Annotated in this window: 23 protein-coding genes; 19 read left to right on the top strand and 4 right to left on the bottom strand. The window is 70.2% G+C overall.

The window, feature by feature from the left end; translation table 11 throughout:
- The first annotated feature begins 2 nt into the window (after positions 1 to 2).
- The 16 genes from GUY61_RS04025 to GUY61_RS04100 all read left to right on the top strand — a co-directional run bounded on the left by GUY61_RS04025 (position 3) and on the right by GUY61_RS04100 (position 13,651).
- Positions 3 to 161: a hypothetical protein gene (locus tag GUY61_RS04025; RefSeq protein ID WP_166628644.1), complete on the top strand. Its 159-nt coding sequence runs from the start codon at positions 3 to 5 to the stop codon at positions 159 to 161.
- A complete protein-coding gene (locus GUY61_RS04030; RefSeq protein ID WP_166628645.1) occupies positions 161 to 808 on the top strand; it encodes an L-threonylcarbamoyladenylate synthase in 648 nt (215 codons plus the stop codon). The genes GUY61_RS04025 and GUY61_RS04030 overlap by 1 nt, the downstream gene beginning before the upstream one ends.
- Positions 805 to 1,449, top strand: a complete 645-nt coding sequence (locus GUY61_RS04035) for a protein-tyrosine-phosphatase (RefSeq protein ID WP_166628646.1) — start codon at positions 805 to 807, stop codon at positions 1,447 to 1,449. Before GUY61_RS04030 ends, GUY61_RS04035 begins: the two co-directional genes overlap by 4 nt.
- Positions 1,450 to 1,525: 76 nt before the next feature.
- Complete coding sequence (gene glyA, locus GUY61_RS04040) at positions 1,526 to 2,797, top strand: serine hydroxymethyltransferase (RefSeq protein ID WP_166628647.1); 1,272 nt, start codon at positions 1,526 to 1,528, stop codon at positions 2,795 to 2,797.
- Positions 2,798 to 2,902: 105 nt separating this feature from the next.
- Positions 2,903 to 4,393, top strand: a complete 1,491-nt coding sequence (locus GUY61_RS04045; protein ID WP_166628648.1) for an MraY family glycosyltransferase — start codon at positions 2,903 to 2,905, stop codon at positions 4,391 to 4,393.
- A 264-nt stretch (positions 4,394 to 4,657) separates the two neighbouring features.
- A complete protein-coding gene (locus GUY61_RS04050; RefSeq protein WP_166628649.1) occupies positions 4,658 to 5,071 on the top strand; it encodes a hypothetical protein in 414 nt (137 codons plus the stop codon).
- 276 nt (positions 5,072 to 5,347) lie between these two features.
- Positions 5,348 to 6,118, top strand: coding sequence for a F0F1 ATP synthase subunit A (gene atpB / locus GUY61_RS04055; protein ID WP_166628673.1), 771 nt, complete (start codon positions 5,348 to 5,350; stop codon positions 6,116 to 6,118).
- A 76-nt stretch (positions 6,119 to 6,194) separates the two neighbouring features.
- Complete coding sequence (atpE, locus tag GUY61_RS04060; RefSeq protein WP_166628650.1) at positions 6,195 to 6,431, top strand: ATP synthase F0 subunit C; 237 nt, start codon at positions 6,195 to 6,197, stop codon at positions 6,429 to 6,431.
- A gap of 36 nt (positions 6,432 to 6,467) precedes the next feature.
- Positions 6,468 to 7,025, top strand: a complete 558-nt coding sequence (locus GUY61_RS04065) for a F0F1 ATP synthase subunit B (protein WP_166628651.1) — start codon at positions 6,468 to 6,470, stop codon at positions 7,023 to 7,025.
- A complete protein-coding gene (locus GUY61_RS04070; protein ID WP_166628652.1) occupies positions 7,022 to 7,837 on the top strand; it encodes a F0F1 ATP synthase subunit delta in 816 nt (271 codons plus the stop codon). The genes GUY61_RS04065 and GUY61_RS04070 overlap by 4 nt, the downstream gene beginning before the upstream one ends.
- A gap of 142 nt (positions 7,838 to 7,979) precedes the next feature.
- Positions 7,980 to 9,572, top strand: coding sequence for a F0F1 ATP synthase subunit alpha (atpA, locus tag GUY61_RS04075; protein ID WP_166628653.1), 1,593 nt, complete (start codon positions 7,980 to 7,982; stop codon positions 9,570 to 9,572).
- Positions 9,573 to 9,592: 20 nt separating this feature from the next.
- Positions 9,593 to 10,510 (top strand): F0F1 ATP synthase subunit gamma, encoded by a 918-nt coding sequence (locus GUY61_RS04080; protein ID WP_166628654.1) that lies wholly within the window; start codon positions 9,593 to 9,595, stop codon positions 10,508 to 10,510.
- A complete protein-coding gene (atpD, locus tag GUY61_RS04085) occupies positions 10,511 to 11,962 on the top strand; it encodes a F0F1 ATP synthase subunit beta (protein ID WP_166628655.1) in 1,452 nt (483 codons plus the stop codon). It begins immediately after the preceding gene.
- A gap of 177 nt (positions 11,963 to 12,139) precedes the next feature.
- Positions 12,140 to 12,517, top strand: coding sequence for a F0F1 ATP synthase subunit epsilon (locus GUY61_RS04090; RefSeq protein WP_166628656.1), 378 nt, complete (start codon positions 12,140 to 12,142; stop codon positions 12,515 to 12,517).
- A 155-nt stretch (positions 12,518 to 12,672) separates the two neighbouring features.
- Positions 12,673 to 13,119, top strand: a complete 447-nt coding sequence (locus tag GUY61_RS04095) for a DUF2550 domain-containing protein (RefSeq protein WP_166628657.1) — start codon at positions 12,673 to 12,675, stop codon at positions 13,117 to 13,119.
- 322 nt (positions 13,120 to 13,441) lie between these two features.
- Positions 13,442 to 13,651 carry a hypothetical protein gene (locus tag GUY61_RS04100; RefSeq protein WP_166628658.1) on the top strand — a complete coding sequence of 70 codons (210 nt, stop codon included), beginning with the start codon at positions 13,442 to 13,444 and terminating at the stop codon, positions 13,649 to 13,651.
- Positions 13,652 to 13,789: 138 nt separating this feature from the next.
- On the opposite strand, the gene GUY61_RS04105 is transcribed toward GUY61_RS04100, so the two are convergent.
- The 3 genes from GUY61_RS04105 to GUY61_RS04115 all read right to left on the bottom strand — a co-directional run bounded on the left by GUY61_RS04105 (position 13,790) and on the right by GUY61_RS04115 (position 18,014).
- Positions 13,790 to 15,634 carry a glycoside hydrolase family 18 chitinase gene (locus GUY61_RS04105; RefSeq protein WP_166628659.1) on the bottom strand — a complete coding sequence of 615 codons (1,845 nt, stop codon included), beginning with the start codon at positions 15,632 to 15,634 and terminating at the stop codon, positions 13,790 to 13,792.
- A 197-nt stretch (positions 15,635 to 15,831) separates the two neighbouring features.
- Complete coding sequence (locus GUY61_RS04110; RefSeq protein WP_166628660.1) at positions 15,832 to 16,488, bottom strand: response regulator transcription factor; 657 nt, start codon at positions 16,486 to 16,488, stop codon at positions 15,832 to 15,834.
- 182 nt (positions 16,489 to 16,670) lie between these two features.
- Entirely contained in the window at positions 16,671 to 18,014 is a 1,344-nt protein-coding gene (locus tag GUY61_RS04115) for a histidine kinase (protein WP_166628661.1), read from the bottom strand.
- Positions 18,015 to 18,180: 166 nt separating this feature from the next.
- Here GUY61_RS04115 and GUY61_RS04120 point away from each other — a divergent pair, with 166 nt between their 5' ends.
- Entirely contained in the window at positions 18,181 to 18,885 is a 705-nt protein-coding gene (locus GUY61_RS04120; protein WP_166628662.1) for a hypothetical protein, read from the top strand.
- On the opposite strand, the gene GUY61_RS04125 is transcribed toward GUY61_RS04120, so the two are convergent.
- Complete coding sequence (locus GUY61_RS04125) at positions 18,802 to 19,374, bottom strand: cob(I)yrinic acid a,c-diamide adenosyltransferase (protein WP_166628663.1); 573 nt, start codon at positions 19,372 to 19,374, stop codon at positions 18,802 to 18,804. The genes GUY61_RS04120 and GUY61_RS04125 overlap by 84 nt on opposite strands.
- A 451-nt stretch (positions 19,375 to 19,825) precedes the next feature.
- Here GUY61_RS04125 and GUY61_RS04130 point away from each other — a divergent pair, with 451 nt between their 5' ends.
- Both GUY61_RS04130 and GUY61_RS04135 read left to right on the top strand, forming a co-directional pair.
- A complete protein-coding gene (locus GUY61_RS04130) occupies positions 19,826 to 20,677 on the top strand; it encodes a 3-hydroxyacyl-CoA dehydrogenase family protein (RefSeq protein WP_166628664.1) in 852 nt (283 codons plus the stop codon).
- A 151-nt stretch (positions 20,678 to 20,828) separates the two neighbouring features.
- Positions 20,829 to 21,152, top strand: a complete 324-nt coding sequence (locus tag GUY61_RS04135; protein ID WP_166628665.1) for an STAS domain-containing protein — start codon at positions 20,829 to 20,831, stop codon at positions 21,150 to 21,152.
- The last annotated feature ends 182 nt before the right edge of the window (positions 21,153 to 21,334 follow it).

Here is a 21,334-nt window from a genome sequence, read left to right on the forward strand (position 1 = left end):
CGATGCCCGAGCTTCACGCCGGCTTGGCGGCGCCGGCCGTCCGCATGCCCGCGGGCGGGCCGCAGCGGCACGCCCCCGGCCACCGCCGGGGGAGCCGCCGCACGGGCACCGGCGCCCCCGAGGAGAACCGAGTACTGGAGAACAAGGAGGCCGGCGAGTAATGGCTCGGCGATACGACACGAACGACGCGACCGACCGTGCGACCGGCCTGCGCGAGGCCGCTTCCGCCGTGCGCCGCGGTGAGCTGGTCGTGCTCCCCACCGACACCGTGTACGGCATCGGCGCGGACGCCTTCAGCTCCGAGGCCGTCTCCGACCTGCTGCAGGCCAAGGGCCGGGGCCGCAACATGCCCACGCCCGTCCTCATCGGCTCCCCGAACACCCTGCACGGACTGGTCACCGACTTCTCCGAGCAGGCGTGGGAGCTCGTCGACGCCTTCTGGCCCGGCGCACTCACCCTGGTCGCCCGGCACCAGCCCTCGCTGCAGTGGGACCTCGGCGACACCCGCGGCACGGTGGCGGTGCGCATGCCGCTGCACCCGGTCGCCATCGAGCTGCTGACCGAGGTCGGCCCCATGGCCGTGTCCTCCGCGAACCTCACCGGCCACCCGGTCCCGGAGAACTGCGACGCCGCGCAGGAGATGCTCGGCGACTCCGTCTCCGTCTACCTCGACGGCGGCCCCACCCCCGGCATCGAGCCGTCCTCGATCGTCGACGTCACCCGCAGGGTCCCGGTGCTGCTGCGCGCGGGAGCGCTCTCCGCAGACGAGCTCCGCAAGGTGGTACCCGACCTCGAGGTGGCCAATTGACGGCCCCTGAGGGGCGTGGCATAGGCGAACCCGGAAGCGACACCTTCCGCATCCTCCACGTCAGCACCGGCAACGTCTGCCGCTCGCCGATCACCGAGCGGCTGACCCGCCATGCCCTGGTGGACCGTCTCGGCGACCCCGTCGTGCGCGGCATGATCGTGGAGAGCGCCGGCACCTGGGGCCACGAGGGTGCGCCCATGGAGGCCAACGCGGCGGCCGTCCTCGCCGAACTCGGCGCGGACGCCACCGGTTTCGTGGGGCGTGAACTCCTCGACGAGCACGTCATCACCGCCGACCTGGTGCTCACCGCGACCCGCGACCACCGGGCCCAGGTCATCTCCATGGGCCACTCGGCCGGACTGCGCACCTTCACCCTGAAGGAGTTCACCCGGCTGGTGCGGGCCATAGACCCCGCCACCCTCCCGGACGCCCGGGAGGAGGGCGTCGTCGAACGCGCCCAGGCACTGGTGCGGGCCGCGGCCGCGCTGCGCGGCTGGCTGCTCGCGCCGAGCGTGGACGCCGACGAGGTGCTGGACCCTTACGGGGCGCCGATCACCTTCTTCCGGTCGATCGGCGAGGAGATCAACCAGGCCCTGGAACCGGTCGTGACGGCCCTTACGGGTGTTCCCGCGAGGATGTGACCGTACGCCGCGGGCGGAGGCGCCCACGCGGGCCTACATTGGCTTTCGAGAACCCCTCGAGGCCCGGAGTCACGCCATGCTGCCGGATACCGCTCATGCCCCACGCACGCAGCTCCCCGCCCCCCTCGGGGGCCCGGACTTCGAGGCCCTGCGGCGGCAGGACCCGCAGCTCGCCGACATCGTCCTCGGCGAGCTGGACCGCCAGTCGACAACCCTGCAGCTGATCGCCGCGGAGAACTTCGCCTCGCCCGCGGTGCTGGCGGCGCTCGGCTCACCGCTCGCGAACAAGTACGCGGAGGGATACCCGGGCGCCCGCCACCACGGCGGCTGCGAGTTCGCCGACGCCGCGGAACGCCTCGCGTGCGAACGCGCCACCACCCTCTTCGACGCCGAGCACGCCAACGTCCAGCCCCATTCGGGCTCCTCCGCCGTGCTCGCCGCCTACGCCGCGCTGTTGCGGCCCGGCGACACCGTGCTGGCCCTCGGCCTGCCCTTCGGAGGGCACCTCACCATGGGCTCGCCCGCCAACTTCTCCGGCCGCTGGTTCGACTTCGTCGGCTACGGCGTCGACGCCGAGACCGGCCTGATCGACTACGAGCAGGTGGCGGCGCTCGCCCGCAAGCACCGGCCCAAGGCTCTCGTCTGGGGCTCGATCTCCTACCCCAGGCACCCGGACTACGCGGCGTTCCGGGAGATCGCCGACGAGGCCGGCGCCTACTTCATCGCGGACACCGCGCACCCGATGGGTCTGATCGCCGGGGGAGCGGCGCCCAGTCCAGTCCCGTACGCCGACGTCGTCTGCGCCACCACGCACAAGGTGCTGCGCGGGCCGCGCGGCGGCATGATCCTGTGCGGCGAGGAACTCGCCGACCGCATCGACCGGGCCGTCTTCCCGTTCAGCCAGGGCGGCGCGCAGATGCACAGCGTCGCCGCCAAGGCCGTCGCCTTCGGCGAGGCGTCGGGGCCCGCGTTCGCGGCGTACGCCCGGCAGGTCGTCGCCAATGCCCGGGTGCTCGCCCGGGCCCTGGCCGCCGAGGGCTGCGAGATCACCACCGGGGGCACCGACACGCACCTGATCACCGCCGACACCGCGCCGCTGGGCGTGGAGGGCCGGGCCGCCCGCGGCCGGCTGGCCGCCGCCGGGCTGGTGCTGGACACCTGCGCGCTGCCGTACGCCAAGGACCTGCGCGGGCTGCGCCTGGGCACCGCGGCGCTGACCACGCAGGGGATGGGCGAGGCGGAGATGGAGCAGGTCGCGGCGCTGTTCGCGGCGGCGCTGCGGGAGGAGCCCGGGGTGCGTGAGCGGGTCAGGGAACTCGCGGGGAGATTTCCGCCCTATAAGGGGTAGAGGGGGACGGGTGCAACCGATCCCGCTACCCGGAAGTCCACATCATTATGCGTACGAAGCTAGGGTGTGGGGCTGAGATGGCCAGCGATACCTCTGGGGCAGCCCGTGCGTGAATACCTGCTGACGCTCTGCGTCACGGCCGCGGTGACCTACCTGCTGACCGGGCCGGTGCGGAAATTCGCGATCCTGACCGGGGCGATGCCGGAGATCCGCGCGCGGGACGTGCACCGGGAACCCACACCGCGGCTCGGCGGCATCGCCATGTTCGGCGGGCTGTGCGCGGGCCTGCTGGTCGCCGACCACCTGCAGAACCTCAACAGCGTCTTCGAACTGTCGAACGAGCCACGGGCACTGCTCAGTGGCGCCGGGCTGATCTGGCTGCTGGGCGTGCTGGACGACAAGTGGGGCGTGGACGCGCTCATCAAGCTCGGCGGGCAGATGATCGCCGCCGGTGTGATGGTGATGCAGGGCCTGACGATCCTCTGGCTGCCCATCCCCGGCGTCGGCACCGTCTCGCTGACCTCCTGGCAGGGCACGCTGCTCACGGTCGCGCTGGTGGTCATCACCATCAACGCGGTGAACTTCGTGGACGGCCTGGACGGCCTCGCCTCCGGCATGGTGTGCATCGCGGCCGCGGCGTTCTTCATGTACTCGTACCGCATCTGGTACGGCTACTCGATCGAGGCCGCGGCGCCCGCGACGCTGTTCACCGCGATTCTGATGGGCATGTGCCTGGGCTTCCTGCCGCACAACATGCACCCGGCCCGGATCTTCATGGGCGACTCGGGCTCGATGCTGATCGGTCTGGTGCTGGCGGCGTCCGCGATCTCCGTGACGGGCCAGGTGGACCCGGACGCGATGAAGCTCTTCGCCGGCGGCGAGCGCGAGGCGACCCACGCGATGCTCCCGGTGTTCATCCCGCTGATGCTGCCGTTCACGATCATCGCGATCCCGGTCGCCGACCTGGTCCTCGCCATCGTCCGCAGGACGTGGAACGGGCAGTCGCCGTTCGCGGCGGACCGCGGGCATCTGCACCACCGGCTGCTGGAGATCGGTCACTCGCACAGCCGAGCGGTCCTGATCATGTACTTCTGGTCGGCGCTGATCGCCTTCGGCGCGGTGCTGTACTCCGTGCACTCCGCGAGCATGTGGATCGTGCTGGCCGTCGTCGCGCTCAGCTTCATCGGCCTGGTCCTGCTGCTGCTGCCGCGCTTCACCCCCCGTGCGCCGCGCTGGGCGGAGCACCTCGTCCCGCCGCGCTACCGGCGCCGCGGGAAGCCGGCGGCGCGGACGGGCGCCCCGCAGGACGCGCAGGGCGCGCAGGGCGGGCAGGACGGCGGGCAGGACACGGACGGCGCCGACGGCACGGAGGCGGGATCCGCGGCGGAGGACGGCGCGCCGCGGGCCGGGACGGAGGCCGGGGAGGGTGCCCGGCAGCGGGTGCCGGTCCCGGTGGGCGCCGCGCGTGCCGCCGGTGCCGCCGGTGCCGCCGGGGCCGATGCGGCCGCGCACCGCTCCGAGGGCGTCAACGGGGCGACCGCGATCGGTGCCCGATCCCGCTTCGCCGACCGGCGGAGGGCCGGAACCCCGCGTTGACGAAACGGCCATTCGGCGCCATTACCACACATAGCGGCCGGTGATAATGCACACACGGGCGGGGTCACTCTCATGTGTGACAGTCCGCACAGTGTGTAGGTAAAGACCTCATCAAATAGTTTGTGATACGGTTCACGAGAACCGGCGACAGTGCCGAATGACCGCAGTGCGACGGTCACTTGGCCCGAGGTTCCTCACTCGTCCCGGGCTTACGCTCGTCCATGACGACACTCGTTCCCCCAGCAAATAAGCGGAGCTGCCGCCATGCAGGCCAATGACGCCCGAAGCGTTCTCCATGCCGCCGTGCCCACGGCGGCCGCCGGAGCGATCGCCGCTGTCATCAGCGGTGTCGTCGCCGGCGGCAAGGGGGCGGTCGGCGCGATCGTCGGAGCACTGGTGGTGATCGTCTTCATGGGGATCGGGCTCGTCGTGCTCGAACGGACGGCGAAATCGCTCCCCCAGCTCTTCCAGGCCATGGGCCTGATGCTCTACACGACGCAACTGCTGCTGCTTCTCGTGTTCGTCGCGCTGTTCAAGGACACGACGCTCTTCAATCCGAAGGCCTTCGCGGCCACGCTCGTCGCGGCCACTCTCGTGTGGATCGCGGCACAGGCGCGCGCCCACATGAAGGCCAAGATCCTCTATGTCGATGCCGAGAAGACGGGTCCCGCGACGTGAGGGGTAGGGCCGGGATAAGTGCGCGTTCGAGATACTGCTATCGTCCGGTTCCAACTGCGGCACCGCGGGCAAGGGCATCCGATCTGACGCCCGCACCATCGCGAGGCTCGATGCCTGACCGCCGCCCCCACATTCGTAAGACCACCAGTCCGGTGCCGACCCGCGGCTGCGCGCCGCGCCGACACAACGAGGTTGCCGAACCTATGCGCCACGCTGAAGGAGCCCGCGGTGAGTGCTGACCAGACCCAGCTCGCCTTTGACTGGAGCTGCCGCATCCTGTCCGACGACGGCTGTGGCTTTCCGGCTCCGGGCCTGCACTCCTTCCTGTTCCAGCCGATCTTCACCGCCGGCGGGTTCGAGTTCAACAAGGTGATGCTGCTCGCGCTGATCACCACTCTCCTGGTCGTCAGCTTCTTCTGGGCCGCTTTCGGCAAGGCGAAGGTCGTCCCGGGCAAGCTCCAGATGATCGGCGAGGCGGGCTACGACTTCGTGCGCCGCGGCATCGTGTACGAGACGCTCGGCAAGAAGGAGGGCGAGAAGTACGTCCCCCTGATGGTCTCGCTGTTCTTCTTCATCTGGATCATGAACATCTGGTCCGTGATCCCCCTGGCCCAGTTCCCGGTGTCGTCGATCATCGCCTTCCCGGCCGTGCTCGCCGCCGTGGTGTACGTCGTCTGGCTGGGGCTGACCTTCAAGAAGCACGGCTTCGCGGGCGGCTTCAAGAACCTGACCGGCTACGACAAGTCGCTCGGCGCGGTGCTGCCGCTCGTCGTCGTCATCGAGTTCTTCTCCAACGTGCTCGTCCGGCCGTTCACGCACGCGGTGCGACTCTTCGCCAACATGTTCGCCGGTCACCTGCTCCTGGTGATGTTCACCGTGGCCAGCTGGTACCTGCTGAACAGCTACATGATCCCGGCCGCCGGTGTCTCCTTCGCGATGACCGTGGTCATGATCCTGTTCGAGCTCTTCGTCCAGGCCGTCCAGGCGTACGTGTTCGTGCTGCTGGCCTGTTCCTACATTCAGGGCGCTCTCGCCGAGCACCACTGAGCCATCACCGCCCCGAAAGCCCCGACACGTCCGGTGGCCAACCCCCACCGGTCCTGAAAGAGAAGGAAGAGACAGCATGTCCGCTGTGCAGATCGCCGCTGAGGTCTCCGGTTCGCTCGGCTCCATCGGCTACGGCCTCGCGGCCATCGGCCCCGGTGTCGGCATCGGCATCATCTTCGGCAACGGCACCCAGGCGCTCGCCCGTCAGCCCGAGGCCGCCGGCCTGATCCGCGCCAACCAGATCCTGGGCTTCGCCTTCTGTGAGGCTCTCGCCCTCATCGGCATCGTCATGCCGTTCGTGTTCGGTCAGTAATCACCTCACCGACACGTATCGACGAAAGGCACTGATGTGATCGCCAACCTGGTACAGCTGGCGTCCGAGGAGAAGCAGAACCCGCTTCTCCCGCCGGGCCCCGAGCTGCTGATCGGCGCCATCGCCTTCGCCATCGTGTTCTTCTTCTTCTGGAAGAAGGCCCTCCCGAACATCAACAAGGTTCTCGAGGAGCGCCGCGAGGCGATCGAGGGTGGCATCGAGAAGGCCGAGGCGGCTCAGGTCGAGGCCCAGAGCGTGCTGGAGCAGTACAAGGCCCAGCTCGCCGAGGCCCGTCACGAGGCCGCGCGCCTGCGCCAGGAGGCGCAGGAGCAGGGCGCCGCGCTCATCGCCGAGATGCGTGCGGAAGGCCAGCGGCAGCGCGAGGAGATCGTCGCCGCCGGTCACGCGCAGATCGAGGCCGACCGCAAGGCCGCGTCCCAGACGCTGCGGCAGGACGTCGGCAAGCTCGCCACCGACCTGGCCGGCAAGCTCGTCGGTGAGTCCCTCGAGGACCATGCCCGGCAGAGCCGTGTCATCGACCGCTTCCTCGACGAGCTCGAGGACAGCGCGACGAAGGCCGAGGCCGCCCGATGAACGGATCGAGCCGCGAGGCACTGGCTGCCGCGCGCGAGCGCCTCGACGCGCTGACGGACTCCACGTCCGTCGACGCGGCGACGCTCGCCGGGGAGCTGGCCGCCGTCACCGCGCTGCTCGACCGCGAGGTGTCCCTGCGTCGGGTCCTCACCGACCCGGCGCAGACCGGTGAGGCCAAGGCCGACCTGGCCGGGCGCCTCCTGGGCGGCCAGGTCGGCGGCGAGACCGCCGACCTGGTGAGCGGCATGGTCCGCTCCCGCTGGTCGCAGTCGCGTGACCTGGTCGACGCGCTCGAGGAGCTGGCGATCACCGCCGAGCTCACCGGCGCGCAGAAGTCCGGTGCGCTCGACGACGTGGAGGACGAGGTCTTCCGGTTCGGCCGGATCGTCACCTCCAGCACCGAGCTGCGTGCGGCACTGACCGACCGGGCCGCCACGGCGTCCGCCAAGACGGAGCTGCTGCGCTCGCTGCTCGGCGGCAGGGCCAACCCCGTCACCGAGCGCCTGGTCGTGCGTCTTGTGACCCAGCCGCGGGGACGTAGCCTGGAAGCGGGACTGGAGTCCCTGTCCCGGCTGGCCGCCGCCCGCCGGGACCGCGTGGTCGCGGTGGTCACCTCCGCGGTGCCGCTCAGCGACCGGCAGAAGCAGCGGCTGGGCGATGCTCTGGCCAAGCTCTACGGCCGCCGGATGCACCTGAACCTGGACGTGGACCCCGAGGTCCTCGGCGGGATCTCGGTGCGGGTCGGTGACGAGCTCATCAACGGCACCGTCGCGGACCGCCTCGACGGGGCGAGCCGCAGGATGGCCGGCTGACCGTCAGCGGTCACCAACTCAACAAGCAGGACGACGGCCCGAGTTGGGCCGTAACAGAGGATGCGTAGTTATCTGGGGGGCGCCCCCAGTAGCACACCCCCAGAAGCAACTTCGGGCCCAACAAGGAGAGCAGGGAACCCAGATGGCGGAGCTCACGATCCGGCCGGAGGAGATCCGGGACGCGCTGGAGAACTTCGTCCAGTCGTACAAGCCGGACGCGGCCTCGCGCGAGGAGGTCGGTACGGTCAGCGTTGCCGGCGACGGCATCGCGAAGGTCGAGGGTCTTCCCTCGGCCATGGCCAACGAACTGCTGAAGTTCGAGGACGGCACCCTCGGCCTCGCCCTCAACCTCGAGGAGCGCGAGATCGGTGCCATCATCCTCGGTGAGTTCAGCGGCATCGAGGAGGGTCAGCCGGTCACGCGTACCGGCGAGGTGCTGTCCGTCGCCGTGGGCGAGGGCTACCTCGGCCGCGTCGTCGACCCGCTCGGCAACCCGATCGACGGCCTCGGCGAGATCGAGACGTCCGGCCGCCGCGCCCTCGAGCTGCAGGCCCCCACGGTCATGCAGCGCAAGTCGGTGCACGAGCCGATGGAGACCGGCTACAAGGCCGTCGACGCCATGACCCCGATCGGCCGCGGTCAGCGTCAGCTGATCATCGGCGACCGGCAGACCGGCAAGACCGCGCTGTGCGTCGACACGATCATCAACCAGCGTGACAACTGGCGCTCGGGCGACCCGAAGAAGCAGGTCCGCTGCATCTACGTCGCCATCGGCCAGAAGGGCTCCACCATCGCGTCCGTGCGCGGCGCGCTGGAGGAGGCGGGCGCCCTCGAGTACACCACGATCGTCGCCGCCCCGGCGTCCGACCCGGCCGGCTTCAAGTACCTCGCCCCCTACACCGGCTCGGCCATCGGCCAGCAGTGGATGTACGAGGGCAAGCACGTCCTGATCATCTTCGACGACCTGTCGAAGCAGGCCGACGCCTACCGCGCCGTCTCCCTGCTGCTGCGCCGCCCGCCGGGCCGCGAGGCGTACCCGGGTGACGTCTTCTACCTGCACTCCCGTCTGCTGGAGCGCTGCGCGAAGCTCTCCGACGACATGGGTGCCGGTTCGATGACCGGTCTGCCGGTCGTCGAGACCAAGGCCAACGACGTCTCGGCGTTCATCCCGACCAACGTCATCTCCATCACCGACGGCCAGTGCTTCCTGGAGTCCGACCTGTTCAACGCCGGTCAGCGCCCGGCCCTGAACGTCGGTATCTCGGTCTCCCGTGTCGGTGGCTCGGCCCAGCACCCCGCCATGAAGCAGGTCTCCGGCCGGCTCCGTGTCGACCTCGCCCAGTTCCGCGAGCTGGAGGCGTTCGCCGCCTTCGGTTCCGACCTGGACGCGGCCTCGAAGGCGGCGCTGGAGCGCGGTAAGCGCATGGTGGAGCTGCTCAAGCAGCCCCAGTACCAGCCGATGGCGACCGAGGACCAGGTCGTCTCCGTCTGGGCCGGCACCACCGGCAAGATGGATGACGTACCGGTCGCGGACATCCGCCGCTTCGAGCGCGAGCTGCTGGACTACCTGCACCGCGAGGAGAAGCCGCTGATGACCTCGATCCGCGAGGGCAAGAAGATGTCGGACGACACGCTGGCCAAGGTCGCCGAGAGCATCGCGGCCTTCAAGAAGCAGTTCGAGACCTCGGACGGAAAGCTTCTGGGCGAGGACGCTCCGTCCGCGACCTCGAAGTGACGGCGGAAGGGACCTGACTCATGGGAGCGCAGCTCCGGGTCTACAAGCGTCGTATCAAGTCGGTCACCGCGACGAAGAAGATCACCAAGGCGATGGAGATGATCGCCGCCTCGCGCATCGTCAAGGCGCAGCGCCAGGTGGCGGCCTCCATGCCGTACGCGACCGAGCTCACCCGCGCGGTCACGGCGGTGGCGACCGGCTCGAACACGAAGCACCCCCTGACCACCGAGGCGGACAACCCGACCCGGGCCGCGGTCCTGCTCCTCACGAGCGACCGCGGTCTGGCCGGCGGCTACTCCTCGAACGCCATCAAGGCGGCGGAGCGGCTCACCGAGCGGCTCCGTGGTGAGGGCAAGGAGGTCGACACGTACATCGTCGGCCGCAAGGGCGTGGCCTACTACGGCTTCCGTGAGCGCAAGGTCACGGAGTCGTGGACCGGCTTCACCGACAACCCGACGTACGAGGACGCCAAGCGCGTCGCCGCGCCGCTGATCGAGGCCGTCGAGACGGAATCGGGTCAGGGCGGGGTCGACGAGCTGCACATCGTCTTCACGGAGTTCGTGTCGATGCTGACGCAGAACCCGGTGGACAACCGGATGCTGCCGCTCAGCCTCGACGCCGCTGCCGGGCAGGCGGGCGCCAAGGGCGAGATCCTTCCGCTGTTCGACTTCGAGCCGTCGGCGGAGGACGTCCTCGACGCCCTGCTGCCGCGCTACGTCGAGAGCCGTATCTACAACGCGATGCTGCAGGCGGCCGCTTCCGAGCACGCCGCCCGCCGCCGCGCGATGAAGTCGGCTACCGACAACGCCGGGGAACTGATCAACACCCTCTCCCGGCTTGCCAACGCGGCCCGCCAGGCCGAAATCACCCAGGAAATCAGCGAGATCGTCGGAGGCGCCAGCGCCCTGGCCGACGCGACCGCGGGGAGTGACAAGTAAGTGACGACGACTACCGAGAACACTGTGACGGCCGCCGCCACGGGCCGCGTCGCCCGGGTCATCGGCCCGGTCGTCGACGTGGAGTTCCCCGTCGACGCGATGCCGGAGATCTACAACGCGCTGCACGTCGAGGTCGCCGACCCGGCCCTCGAGGGTGCCACCAAGACGCTGACGCTCGAGGTTGCCCAGCACCTCGGCGACGGCATCGTCCGCACCATCTCCATGCAGCCCACCGATGGTCTGGTCCGCCAGGCCCCGGTGACCGACACGGGCGCGGGCATCAGCGTCCCGGTCGGCGACTTCACCAAGGGCAAGGTGTTCAACACCCTCGGTGAGGTGCTGAACCACCCCGAGGAGAACGCCAACGTCACCGAGCGCTGGCCGATCCACCGCAAGGCCCCCGCCTTCGACCAGCTCGAGTCCAAGACCGAGATGTTCGAGACCGGCCTGAAGGTCGTCGACCTGCTGACCCCGTACGTCAAGGGCGGCAAGATCGGTCTGTTCGGCGGCGCCGGTGTGGGCAAGACCGTGCTGATCCAGGAAATGATCATGCGTGTCGCCAACCTCCACGAGGGCGTCTCCGTCTTCGCGGGCGTCGGCGAGCGCACCCGTGAGGGCAACGACCTCATCGCGGAGATGGAGGAGTCCGGCGTTCTGGACAAGACCGCGCTGGTCTTCGGCCAGATGGACGAGCCCCCGGGCACCCGTCTGCGGGTCGCCCTGGCCGGTCTGACCATGGCGGAGTACTTCCGCGATGTGCAGAAGCAGGACGTGCTGTTCTTCATCGACAACATCTTCCGCTTCACCCAGGCCGGTTCCGAGGTCTCCACGCTGCTCGGCCGCATGCCGTCCGCGGTGGGTTACCAGCCGAACCTGGCCGACGAGATGGGTCTCCTCCAGGAGCGCATCACCTCGACCCGCGGTCACTCGATCACCTCGATGCAGGCGATCTACGTCCCCGCGGACGACCTGACCGACCCGGCGCCGGCCACCACCTTCGCCCACCTCGACGCGACGACGGTTCTGTCCCGTCCGATCTCCGAGAAGGGCATCTACCCCGCGGTGGACCCGCTGGACTCCACGTCCCGCATCCTGGACCCGCGCTACATCACGCAGGAGCACTACGACGCCGCCATGCGCGTCAAGGGAATCCTGCAGAAGTACAAGGACCTCCAGGACATCATCGCGATCCTCGGTATCGACGAGCTGGGCGAGGAGGACAAGCTGGTCGTCCACCGCGCCCGCCGGGTCGAGCGCTTCCTGTCCCAGAACACCCACGCGGCGAAGCAGTTCACCGGTGTGGACGGTTCGGACGTGCCGCTCGACGAGTCGATCGCCGCGTTCAACGCGATCTGCGACGGTGAGTACGACCACTTCCCCGAGCAGGCGTTCTTCATGTGCGGTGGTCTCGAGGACCTCAAGAACAAGGCGAAGGAGCTCGGCGTTTCCTGAAACGCCTGAGTTCTAAAGCGACTCGTGTGAGGGGGCGGGCACGTCCCGCCCCCTCACCCATGTCCACCCTCCGGCCGGCCGGCCGGAGCGGGCCCCGGCACAAAGGTGCCGGTCGCCCTACTAGACTTATGAACCAACACCCGGCGGCCCCGCCGGGTGGTGACCCGAGGAGCCATCTTGGCTGCTGAGCTGCACGTCGCGCTGGTCGCCGCCGACCGTCAGGTCTGGTCCGGTGCGGCCACCCTGGTCGTCGCGCGCACCACGTCCGGCGACATCGGCGTCATGCCCGGTCACCAGCCGCTGCTCGGTGTGCTGGAGTCGGGCCCGGTGACCATTCGTACGACCGACGGCGACACCATCGTCGTCGCGGTGCACGGCGGATTCATCTCGTTCGCGGACAACAAGCTGTCCCTGCTGGCCGAGATCGCCGAGCTCGCGGAGGAGATCGACATCCAGCGTGCGGAGCGTGCGCTGGAGCGCGCGAAGATGGAGGAGGACATGCACGCCGAGCGGCGTGCCGAGGTCCGACTCCGCGCGGTGGCGGCGGCGCGCTAGCGCTTCCGCCTTCGACGACACACCCTCAGCCGCGGGCCGAGCTGGTTGACGCCAGCACGGTTCGCGGCTGAGGCGAATACTGGCGAATACTGAGGCGCATACCCGGGTTCTGTGATTCGGTTCCCCTACTGGATGAGACGAGGAGGTCGATGGAAATGGTCCTCGCTCTTCTGGTGGGCGGACTCGTTGTCGCGCTCGTGGTGATCGCGCTCTTCGTCTTCGGTCTGCGCCGGCGGCTGATCCAGCGCTCCGGCGGCACCTTCGACTGCAGCCTGCGCTGGGACGTGCCGGAGAAACCGGACACCGGCGGCAAGGGCTGGGTCTACGGCGTCGCCCGCTACAGCGGCGACCGCGTCGAGTGGTACCGCGTCTTCTCGTACGCGCCCCGCCCGCGCCGGCTGCTGGAGCGCTCGGGGATCGAGGTGGTCTCGCGCCGCGCCCCGGACGGCGAGGAGGAACTGGCGCTGCTGTCCGACGCCATCGTGCTCGGCTGTGTCCACGAGGGGACCCGCCTGGAGCTGGCGATGAGCGAGGACGCGCTGACCGGTTTCCTCGCCTGGCTGGAGGCCGCGCCCCCCGGCCAGAGAGTCAACGTGGCCTAGTGCCGCGTCGGCCGAGGTTCGCCCCGTCGCGACGCCCTGCACGGCACTCTCCCCCGCAGCCCTCCGGGCGCGGGAGGTACCCCCCACGCTGCGTTGGCCGAAAGCCCGAGCAGGCCCACTACGAGGGCTTCCGGCCGCCTTGCGATGCTCCCCCTGCCTCCGGCGGGAGGTGCCCCCGGCACCGGACGCCGCTCCTCAGCGGGCAAACCCCGACCGACGCGGCACTAGCCGCGGCCCGGACGCGCCCCCCGACGGCGTTCGCCGCGAGACGAGACGAGACGGCGGCCGGGCGGTGTCCGAGGCGTCCGGCAGACTGCGCGGCGTGGACCTGGACGAAGTGCTGCGCTGCCTCGCGGAGGCGGACGGGGACCGTCGCCGGCCCGGACTGCAGGGCGGGCGCTACCTCGCGGTCGCATACGGCGAGGGGCTGGAGCTCGACGTCTCGCACCTCAGCGCCCTGAGGGCGGAGGGTTTCGCCGAGCGCGGCTGCGCCGCGTCCCTCTCGGGAGCTGGGGGCCGGCCAGTGCCGTGACCGGCGCACAGGCGCAGGCCTTCCGGCATGCGCACGTGCTGTCGGCCGTGGTCCGCAAAGAGCCGGTGAGGCGGGGGACGGACCCGCCTCACCGGCCGTTTCTCTGTGCGAGAGCCGTGGTCCGGAAGGACCGGAGGGCTAGCCGAGGCCGTTGCTGACCGCGGCCGCCAGTTCGCCGTCGGCCGTGTCCCCGCTGAATTCCCAGTAGAAGGCTCCGCGCAGGCCCTGGTTCTTCACGTAGGACATCTTCCCGGCGATGGTGGACGGGGTGTCGTAGCTCCACCAGTTGCTTCCGCACTTGGCGTAGGCCGTCCCGGCGATGGTGCCGGTGGCGGGGCAGCTGCTCTTGAGGACCTTGTAGTCCTCGATGCCCTGCTCATAGGTGCCGGGCGCCGGCCCGGTGGCGGTGCCGCCCGGGGTGGCCTGGGTGACGCCGGTCCAGCCGCGGCCGTAGAAACCGATGCCGAGGTTGAGCTTGCTGCCCGGGACGCCCTTGCCCTTGAGCTTCTGGATCGCGGCGTCCGAGTTGAAGCCCTCGGTGGGGATGCCGCTGTAGGAGGTGAGCGGGGAGTGCGGGGCGGTCGGACCGTCCGCGTCGAAGGCGCCGAAGTAGTCGTACGTCATGACGTTGTAGAAGTCGATGTACTGGGCGGCGCCCGCGTAGTCGGCGGCGTCGAGCTTGCCGCCGTTGCTGCCGTCGGCGGTGATGGCGGCCGTGACCAGGTTGTTCGTTCCGAACTTGGCCCGCATGGCCTGCATCATGTTCTTGAAGGCGGCGGCGCCGCTGGTGTCGCAGGACAGGCCGCAGGCGTTCGGGTACTCCCAGTCCAGGTCGATGCCGTCGAAGACATCGGCCCAGCGCGGGTCCTCGACCAGGTCGTAGCAGGACTGGGCGAAGGCGGCCGGGTTCTGCACCGCCTGGCCGAAGCCGCCCGACCAGGTCCAGCCGCCGAAGGACCAGAGGATCTTGATGTCCGGGTACTTCTGCTTCAGCTTGCGCAGCTGGTTGAAGCTGCCGCGCAGCGGCTGGTCCCAGGTGTCGGCGACGCCGTCGACGCTGTCGGCCGCGGTGTAGGCCTTCTCGTAGTCGGCGTAGGAGTCACCGATGGTGCACTTGCCGTTCTGGACGTTGCCGAAGGCGTAGTTGATGTGCGTGATCTTCGCGGCCGTGCCGGAGGTGACCAGGTTCTTCACGTGGTAGTTGCGGCCGTAGACGCCCCACTCGGTGAAGTAGCCGAGCTTGACCTTGTCGCCGGGGGAGGGGGTGGTTCCGCCGGTGGTGGTCACGGTCAGGGTGCCGCTGGACGGGCCGACCTGGTCGGCGGTGTCGCGGGCCTTCACGCTGTACCCGTACGCCGTGCCGGCGGTCAGGCCGGAGTCCGCGTAGGTGCGGCCGGTCACCGTGGCGATCTTGGTGGTGCCCCGGTAGACGTCGTAGTTCTTGATGCCCTTGTCGTCGGTGGCCGCGCCCCAGCTGAGGGTGAGCGAGGTGTTGGTGACGTTGCTCGCGGTGGGTGTGCCGGGGGCGGAGGGCGGTTCGTCACCGGGGACCGAGGGGCCGCCGTCGCACGAGGCGCCGTTGAGGGTGCAGCCGCTGGGGGAGCCGGAGCCGGTGCCGTTGAATCCGAAGGAGACGCTGGCGCCGGGGGCCAGAGTGCCGTTCCAGCTCTTGTTCTTGGCGGTCCAGTGGTTGCCGGAACTGCTGACGTCGGCGTCCCAGGCGGAGGTGACCGAGGTGCCGGAGGGGAAGTCCCACTCCACGGTCCAGCTGCTGATGCTGCTGGTCCCGGTGTTCTTCACCGTCCACTTGCCCTCGAAGCCGGTGCCCCAGTCCTGGGTCTTGGTGTAGGTGGCGGTCGCCTCCGCGGCCTGGGCGGGGGAGGCGAGGCCGACCATCGCGGCGAGGGGGAGCAGCAGGGCCGTGAGGCCCGCTGTCGCTCTCGCTCTGAATCGGTTTGCACTGCGTGTGGTGCTGGTGCTCAAGGGGGACTCCTCGAGTGCGGTCCGGAGTGATGGGGGGTAGGACCTGCGCCGCCCGGTGAGCGAAGTGCATGGGAAGGGCCGGAATCCCTGATGTCATGCGCACGCTCACCACACAGTTTTGTGCGGTGAGCGTAGAAAGGTCTGGACCATCAGTCAAGAGGTCCAGACCACCGGTCTGGAGAGTGGGAGACGGACCGTCAGAGGCCCCACTCCTGCGCCAGCACGGCCGCCTGCACTCTGCTGCGCAGCCCCAACTTGCCCAGCAGCCTGCTGACGTGCGTCTTCACCGTCGCCTCCGCCATGTCCAGCCGCACCGCGATCTCCGCGTTCGACAGCCCTTCGCCGAGGCGGGCCAGCACCTCGCGCTCGCGCCGGGTCAGCGTGTCCAGCACGGCCGTGTCGGGCGCGGACCCGCGGCGTGCGGACCCGGCCGCGAACTCCGCGATCAGCCGCCGCGTCACGGCCGGGGCGATCAGCCCTTCGCCGCGCCCGACCGTGCGCACCGCCTCCACCAGGTCCTTCGCCTCCGTGTTCTTGAGCAGGAAGCCGCTGGCACCTGCCCGCAGCGCCCCGAAGACGTACTCGTCCAGGTCGAAGGTGGTCAGCACCAGGACGTCGGCCAGCCCCTCCGTAGTGACCTGACGGGTCGCCGACACGCCGTCCAGGCGCGGCATCTGCACATCCATCAGCAGGACGTCCGGCCGCAGCTCCCGCGCCAGCGCGACCGCCTCCTCCCCGTCCGCCGCCTCGCCCACCACTTCGATGTCCGGGGCGCTGCGCAGGATGAGGACCAGTCCGGCGCGTACGGCGGACTGGTCCTCGGCGACGAGGACGCGGATCCGCTCCCCGGTCACCGGGCCACCACCTGGCGCACTCCCATGGCCGGTCCCACGACGGGTCGTCCTCCGCGCCGGCTCGCCCGTTTCATGGCTGCCTCCTCCGCCCTCTCCTGCTTCTGACGTTCCGTCGTCCAGTCGTTCCGTCGTCCAGTCGTTCCGTCGTTCTGCCGTGCCCGCGTGCTGCGGCGCTGCCGTCCTCATCGGAGGTCCGCCCGCACGTCCCCGGCCGGCGGCCGCCCCTCCCGGTCCGCGGGCAGTTCCGCACGAACCCGCCACGTCCGCGCCCCGGCCACCGTGACGGGACCGGCTTCGAACGTCCCGCCGAGCAGGGCCGCCCGCTCGCGCATGCCGACCAGGCCGGCCCCGGCACCCGGCGCGCGCGGGTCCGAGGTGTCGCGGTGGGGGCTGGTCACGGTGACCGACAGCGTCCCGGTGCCCTCGGCGGCACCGGATACGGGCCGCCCCGTGCCGGCGGCCGGCCGGTCGTGGGCCAGGACGATCCTTACCTCGCCCGGCGCGGCGTGCTTGATCGCGTTGGTCAGCGATTCCTGCACGATCCGGTAGGCGGCCAGCTCCACGGGGGCCGGTAGCCGGGCACGAGAGCCGGAGCCTTTGTCCGCACGGCCGCCGCCGGCCGCCTGTCCGCCGCTCCCTCTGCGGCGGGGAGCGGCGGCGCCGGTGCGGTCGTCCAGCACGAAGGTCAGGCCGCTCGGTGCCCCGTTGACCCGGGCCTGCTCGACCAGGGAGCCGAGACCGTCCAGCGTCGGTGCCGCGGTCGGCTCACGGTCGGACCCGCCGCTGTCCCGGAGGAGACCGATCAGCCGCCGCATCTCCGCCAGACCCTCCACACTGTTCTCCCGGATCACGGTCAGAGCGTCCCGGGTCGTGCGCGGGTCGTCGATCGAGAGCGCGGCCGTGGAGTGGATCGCGATGGCGGACAGATGGTTGGCCACCATGTCGTGCAGTTCGCGGGCCATCCGGGAGCGCTCCGCGGTGACCGCCTGTACCCGGTCCATCTCCGCGAGCAGCGCGGTCTGTCCGGCCTGCAGCCGGGCCGTCTCCGCCGCGCTGCGATGGTTGCGCACGATCGCGCCGGTCGTCGCCGGGGCGAAGCCGACCAGGGCGGTCACCACCCCGACCAGTACGGCCTCGGGGGTGCGGAACCAGGCGAGCAGGGTGACCGTCACCGCCACCGACACCAGCCCGGTGACGACCGGGATCCGGCGGGCCGCCGTCGCCGGGCCGTACAGCACCGCCGCGTAGACCAGGTCGGTGAACATCACGACGGTGGCGATGTTCCCCTGGGTGAACTGGTCGGCGAGCAGCGCGGCCGTGCCCGCCAGCAGCGCGGCGCGCGGCGCGGTCCTGCGCAGCGGCTCCAGCGCGGCCGTCATCACCAGCGGTACCAGCGCCGGCCATCCGCGCACCGGCGCGTAGTCGGTTCTGAGGTGCAGGCCGAGGGCCCACAGCAGCACGCCGCCGAGCAGGCCGACGGCGCCGATGAGCAGGCCGTCTCGGGACGGCCGGGGGAACGGCTTCACGCCTCCATCCAACACGCCGTGCCCGCCGCGGACCTCCGCGCGGCGGCGGAGCGGCGACTACATCGAAGGATGCAGTCGAGGTTCGTCACGGGCGACGACGATCCGGCGGCGCGGGGACGGAAGGCTGGAGGCATGCCCGCCGGGGGAGACCGAGAGGAGAACCACCATGGTCGTCACCCTCATCCTGGTCTGCGAGATCGCATTCTGGGTGCTGCTCATGGCCGGCCTGAGCCTGCGCTACCTGGCCCGGATGCCCCGCACCGGAGCCGCCCTGCTGCTGTGCGAACCACTGCTCGAGGTCGTGCTGCTCGTCGTCACGGCGATCGATCTGAAGAACGGCGCCGAGCCCGACTGGAAGCACGGACTCGCCGCCGTGTACATCGGCTACACCGTCGGGTACGGCCACTACACGGTCAAGCGGATCGACGGGCACTTCGCGCACCGGTTCGCGGGCGGTCCGCCCCCGGCCCGCCCGCCGAAGTACGGCGCCGCACGCGCCCGGCACGAGGGCGCGCTGTGGCTGCGCACGGTGCTGGCCGCCGCCGTCGCCCTGGTCCTGCTCCAGGGAGCGGTCTGGTACGTCGGCGAGGACGGCGAGACCGGTTCGCTCGTCTCCTGGCAGGCGACGGTGCTCAGGGTGGCCGGCATCCACGGTCTGATCGCGCTCAGCTACGCCCTCTGGCCGAAGAAGGCCCCGGCGGAGGACGGGCGGAAGGACGGGGAGACGAACGCGGAGAAGGACGGGCCGAAGGCCCCGGCCGGGGACGGGGCCGCTTGGCGGACGGGCTCAGCGCTCCCCGCCCGGGACCCACAGGACGTCCCCGATCTCCTTGTTCGCCGTACGGGCGAGGATGAACAGCAGATCCGATAGCCGGTTCAGGTAGGTCGCCGTCAGCGGATTCATGGTCTCGCCGTGCGCGTCGAGCGCCGCCCACGTGGAGCGCTCGGCGCGCCGTACGACGGTGCATGCCTGGTGCAGCAGGGCGGCGCCCGGGGTGCCGCCCGGAAGGATGAAGCTGCGCAGCGCCTCGAGGTCCGCCAGGAAGCGGTCGCAGTCCGCCTCCAGCTTGTCGATGTACGTCTGCTCGACGCGCAGCGGCGGGTACTTCGGGTTCTCGACCACCGGCGTCGACAGGTCGGCGCCGACGTCGAAGAGATCGTTCTGGACGCGGACGAGGACCTTGACGACCTCCTCGGGAAGGCTGCCCAGGGCGATGGCGGTGCCGATGACGGCGTTCGCCTCGTTGGCGTCGGCGTAGGCGGCGATCCGCAGATCGGTCTTGGAGGTCCGGCTCATGTCGCCGAGGGACGTGGTGCCCTTGTCGCCGGTCCTTGTGTAGATGCGCGTCAGATTGACCATGCGATCAGCCTATTCCCGGCCGGGCTCCCGCCCGCCGGAAGAGCCGTGTGCCGACCGTCACGGCGAGGGCCGGGGTGGGGCACTCCGGCCGACAGCCCGGCCGACAGCCCGGCCGGCGCCCCGGTCGGCACACCGGCCGGGGTGCCCCGCGAAGCCCGGGTGCCACTCGGCGAGATGGAGGACCGGCTGAGCGAGAAGGTGCTCAACTGCGCCGTCAGGACCGCCGGGTGAGCGCCCCCGGTGTGATGTCCGTCAGATGAGACGTGACGCGCGTTACTTACCGGTCACACCGGCCCTCACGGACGCTAATCTCCGCCGGAGAGGTCCACGGGTGCCGCGTCCTCCCGGGGGATGTCCCCGGACCCACGGCGGCAGGAGCGAGACGTGCGGGTACGGCCCGCCCGGTCTCGCGCGACCGGAGCCGGCCGGACAGAAACGAAGGGGAAGCGACGTGGCAGGGAAGCTCGCCGTCATCGGGGCAGGCCTCATGGGGTCAGGCATCGCGCAGGTGTCCGCGCAGGCGGGCTGGGACGTGGTGCTCCGCGATGTCACCGATGCCGCCCTCGCCCGTGGCACCGACGGCATCAAGGCCTCGTACGACAGGTTCGTCTCGAAGGGGAAGCTGCCGGCCGCCGACGCCGAAGCGGCCCTGGCCCGGATCACCACCACCACCGACCTCGACGCGGCCGCGGACGCGGACATCGTGGTCGAGGCCGTCTTCGAGAAGCTCGAGGTCAAGCACGAGATCTTCCGGACGCTCGACGGACTGGTGAGGCCGGAGACGGTTCTCGCCTCGAACACCTCCGCCATCCCGATCACCAAGATCGCGGCGGCGACCGGGCGGCCCGACCGGGTCGTCGGCGTCCACTTCTTCTCACCCGTCCCGATGATGCGGCTCTGCGAACTCGTGCGCGGATACAAGACCAGCGACGAAACCCTCGCCGCCGCACGCGAGTTCGCCGAGTCCGTCGGCAAGACCTGCATTGTCGTCAACCGCGACGTGGCGGGCTTCGTCACCACCCGGCTCATCTCCGCGCTCGTCGTCGAGGCCACCAAGCTGTACGAGTCGGGCGTGGCCACCGCCGAGGACATCGACCTGGCCTGCCAACTGGGCTTCGGCCACGCCATGGGGCCGCTCGCCACCGCCGACCTCACCGGGGTCGACATCCTGCTGCATGCCACCGGCAACATCTACACCGAGTCACAGGACGAGAAGTTCGCGCCGCCCGAGCTCATGCGGCGCATGGTCGACGCGGGCGACATCGGCCGCAAGAGCGGCCAGGGCTTCTACAAGCACGACTGACCCGCGCGCCAGTCCAACTCACCCCTGCGGGTGAATTTGGTATCGGTTCGCTCACAGACGGCAACTCCGCTACCGGTGCGGCCGTCAGTTGCAGTGAGACATTCACGACGTACGAACGAACGCACCCGCAAACGAATCCCGGGGAGCACATATGCATATCAGGGGCGACGACGCCCAGCTCGTCGTCGGGGGCCGCCTCGACGTACGCAGCGCGGCGGACGCCCGCACCGTCCTGCACTCCGCACTCGACGAGGGCGACGGTGACCTCGTACTCGATCTCAGCGAGCTGGACTCCTGGGACGCGACCGGGCTGGGCGTCATCATGGGCGCCCACCGGAAGGCCGGCCGTGCGGGCCGCCGGCTGGTGCTGCGCGGGGTTCCGCCGCAGATGCAGCGGCTGCTGGTGGCCACCAGGCTGCACCGCATCCTCGCCATCGAGGGCGGTATCGCGGCCGAGTGCCTGCCGCGTCTCTGACCCGACCGCACCGCGGGACAAGCGGCACGACCCCGTACACCTCGGCACGTCCGCCCGCAATCCTCACGAGACTGTGACGCTTTGGTCCGCGCGCCCCTGAGCGGCTTTCATAGATACTGTGCGAAGGTCTAGGGTTCGGTCGCCTGCCGAAAAACCCTGTGGCGGGCACCGGACCAGAAGCG

This window comes from Streptomyces sp. GC420 (genome assembly GCF_009916105.1).
In the GTDB taxonomy this organism is placed as follows: Bacteria; Actinomycetota; Actinomycetes; order Streptomycetales; family Streptomycetaceae; genus Streptomyces.